This is a genomic window from Mycobacterium sp., from assembly GCF_036488105.1.
Taxonomy (GTDB): Bacteria; Actinomycetota; Actinomycetes; order Mycobacteriales; family Mycobacteriaceae; genus Mycobacterium.
Genome location: NZ_DASXHW010000444.1, coordinates 1 through 3,475, shown reverse-complemented (window position 1 = coordinate 3,475; position 3,475 = coordinate 1). Strand labels below are relative to the sequence as shown.

The following is a 3,475-nucleotide window of genomic DNA, read 5'->3' as shown; positions in this document are numbered from 1 at the left end:
GTTCGGTCAACCGGGTGCCCGAGTCGATCGGCTCGAAACTCACGGTGCCGTTCAGCCGCACCCGGGGGAACTGGCGCGCTTCGGTGATCACGTCCCCGTGCTGTGGGACCTCGACCCGCGCCCAGTAGGTGATCGGCATCGATAACGGCCCCAATGGAATCCGGTCGCGCACCCGGTAGGTCTTCTGGTAGCCCTTGGCGGTTTGGTGCTGTTCCAGCAGCTGCACCGACACCACCAGCGGATGTAAATCCTTGATATTGTCGAGGTCGACGTAGAAATCACGCACCTCATCTGGTGGCGCGGGTATCTCGTCGCTGATTGTCCGCTCGGCGTGGGCGATCCAGAGGCTCACAACGGCAACCGTCAGCGACCGCGGGCCAGCGACTCGAGGAATCCGTTGATACGGTCGCGGGTTTCCTCCGATATCCAACTGGCCCGGACGTTTTCATCCGTGGTGGTGCCCGCGTCGATCGCGGCGCGCACCGGCTTGTGCAACTGCTTTTTGGTGGCCGCGTACGCGGCCGGCGAATACTGGCCGAGTTCGCGCGCGGCGGCCAACGCCTGACTCAGCAGCTCGTCCTTCGGGACCACCGCATCGATCCACCCGCGGGCCAACGCAGTGTCGGCGTCGATTGTCTTGGCCTGCAATGCCGCCCGGGCCGCCGTTATCCCCATGCCATCTCGGCAGATCTCGAGCGCCGCCACCGGGAACGGGACACCGACGGCGAGTTCGGTGAGGCCGATCGTCCCGCCGGACATCAGCCGTACATCGGCGCACATGGCCAGCACGCACCCGCCGGCGATCGCATGACCGTTGATTGCCGCGACCACCGGCGCTGGGTGGTCGTAGATCGCGAGAAATGCCTCAGACAGCGCTTCAACGAAGCGCCCGGCGTAGTCGGTTCCACCGTCGGCCAGAGCACGCAGGTCGACACCGGCCGAGAAGGCCCGACCGGCACCGGTGATGACGACCGGGCCCTCGACGCTGTGCATCGAGGCGATGATCAACCCGAGCAAGTCGAGGTCGAGGGCATTCACCGGCGCGTTGTCGAACCGGACAATCGTCACGCCGTCGGCTGTTTCGAGATTCGTCACCAGTCCTTCTTACAGCCCGGGCTTCGGCATCGACACAAAAGTCCCGAAACCGGCGTTCTCGGTCCGGCCATTGACAATCTCGATGATTCGGGGTGATAGTGATCGAACACTAAATGAAAATGATGTTCTCAGTTAAGGCGGCGCCATGCACGCAGACCCGGAGATGATGTGACCGCTGTGCAGCCACCGATGGCGTGGTTGCCGCACTCCATCGCCGAGGCGTCCACCGAGGCGCCGGCGGGCGGTGACGTGGGCTTGCCTGCGGCATGGTCGCATCTGATGCACCAGCTCAACGCTGCCGCGCGGATCGTCGAATCCGATGCCGCAAGCCGAAATCGGGTCGATCTCGCGGCAGGAATGCGGCATCTGCTGGTGCTGCTGGCCACTGGTATCGACGAGGCATTGCGATTCGATCCCGATCCGATTCTGCGCGTCCAGCGCGCCAGCACCAGCGACATCCTCACCTGGGGGATGGAATGTCCGGACTGTCTGTACACCCGCGCGACGATGCGTGGCGGGGAGAGCTATCGACTGTCCGGCAACCGTGGCACGGCACGGTATGTCGGGCTGCAGACGATGGATGGCATCGTCTCCACCGCGAATGCTTTGGTCGACGAGCTGGTCACCGACGGCGACGGCAACTTTGAGGTGGTGTTGTCCGCCGACGAGCACGACGGCAACTGGATGCCGATCGACGGTGCCCATCCGACGCTGACCGTTCGGCACTTCTTCTACGACTGGGACACCGAGACACCGTCGTCCTTGCGCATCGAACGGATCGGCGATGCGGTGCGGCCTGAGGCCGTCGACGTCGATTCCGACGTACTGGTATCGCGGCAGTTGGTCGCACTCGGCGATTTCGTGCACGACAATCTCGACTTCTTCCTGCAGTTCGGTGCGTCGGCGCCGCCGAACGGCTTCCTGCCTCCGATCGATCGCACCGCGATAGGCGCGGCCGCGGAGAACAAGCCCGTGATCGGGCGATGGGAACTCGACCCCGAGCAGGCGTTGATCCTCGAAGTCGAACCTCCCCAAGGGGTTTATTGGAGCTATTCGCTCGGCAACCCGTGGTGGGAGACGATTCACTACGGCCGCCACCAATCCAGCCTGAACGCACAGCAGGCGGTGGCGGATTCCGACGGCCTGGTGCGGGTGGTGGTCTGCGGCCGCGATCCCGGGGTGGCCAATTGGCTTGACACTGCGGGTTTTAGCAACGGCGCGATGATCCTGCGTTGCGTCCGTACCAGCACGGCGCCGACACCGAGCAGCAAAGTTGTCGCGTTCGACGAGATCGCCTCCGCGTTGCCCCCGGACACCGCGAGGGTCACCGCCGACCAACGCGCGGCGGTACTCGAGCGACGCCGGCGCGCCGTGCACGAAAGGTTCGCCCTGTGACGTTCTCCGCGGACGAACTCGAAGACGGCGCCCGCGCCGCGACAGGCCTGCACGACTTCGGATCGCCTTATTACCGAGAGGGTTTGGAGCGCACCGTCGACGCCCTGAACAACGAGGCCGAGCTCTCCGAGATGGGCCGCGTCATTCAGCACGCCACTATCAGCAACGCGCTGATCCAGCGACTCAAGGTCGAAGACACCTACGCACAGCACCCGGAGATCGACGACGAGGTGGTGGGCGGCCCTGTCTTCGTCATCGGGCTGCCCCGCACCGGGACCACCGCGTTGAGCCAATTGGTCGCCGCCGACCCGCAGTTCCGTTCGTTGCGGATGTGGGAATCGCAGGCGCCCACTCCCCCGCCGGAGACGGCCACCCAACACTCCGATCCGCGTATCGCGCAGGCCGAAGAGGGCCTGCGGATGCTGAACGAGATGTTCCCGTTGATGAAGACGATGCACAACTCCGAGGCGACGGCGGCGACCGAATGCCAGGACCTGATGGGCATGAGTTTTCGCACCTTCCACTTCGACGGCGCGGTTCGGGTCCCGAGCTACCTGGACTGGCTGATGCACTGCGACATGCGCGAGACCTACACGTTCCATCGTCGGGTGCTCAAACTTCTGCAGTGGCATTGCCCGCCGACCCTGTGGCACTTGAAAACTCCGGTGCACATGTTCGCGCTGGACGCACTGATCGAGGCGTACCCGAATGCGAAATTCCTCTGGAGCCATCGCGATCCCGCCAAGGTCATGGGTTCGGTGTGCAGCCTGATCCGGTATGTGCGCAGCTGGAGCAGCGACCGGGACGATCCTGAGGAGCTGGGTGCGGAGCAACTCGACAGCTGGGCGGAAGCCGTTCGCCGCGCGATGGACTTCCGCCAACGCTTAGGTGACAGCCGGTTCGCCGATGTCGCGTTCGCCGACTTGCAGCACGATCCGGTGGGCACATTGCGGGCCGGCTACAAATCGTTGGACTTGACGTTCTC

At 64.5% G+C, this 3,475-nt stretch carries 4 protein-coding genes; 2 read left to right on the top strand and 2 right to left on the bottom strand.

What is annotated here, in order from left to right; all coding sequences use genetic code 11:
* Positions 1-352 (bottom strand): SRPBCC family protein (locus VGH54_RS23395; RefSeq protein ID WP_331514492.1); only part of this gene is annotated, 352 nt, incomplete at its 3' end.
* A gap of 11 nt (positions 353-363) precedes the next feature.
* Positions 364-1,095, bottom strand: a complete 732-nt coding sequence (locus VGH54_RS23390; RefSeq protein ID WP_331514491.1) for an enoyl-CoA hydratase/isomerase family protein — start codon at positions 1,093-1,095, stop codon at positions 364-366.
* A gap of 189 nt (positions 1,096-1,284) precedes the next feature.
* Here VGH54_RS23390 and VGH54_RS23385 point away from each other — a divergent pair, with 189 nt between their 5' ends.
* Together VGH54_RS23385 and VGH54_RS23380 are read left to right on the top strand one after the other, a co-directional pair.
* A complete protein-coding gene (locus VGH54_RS23385) occupies positions 1,285-2,490 on the top strand; it encodes a hypothetical protein (protein WP_331514493.1) in 1,206 nt (401 codons plus the stop codon).
* Positions 2,487-3,475: sulfotransferase (locus VGH54_RS23380; RefSeq protein WP_331514490.1), on the top strand; the 989-nt coding region annotated here is incomplete at its 3' end. The genes VGH54_RS23385 and VGH54_RS23380, both read left to right, overlap by 4 nt.

Excerpts from the sequence above, each read along its gene's own strand:
- VGH54_RS23385 (WP_331514493.1), top strand. The coding sequence starts at position 1,285 with ATGGCGTGGTTGCCGCACTCCATCGCCGAGGCGTCCACCGAGGCGCCG.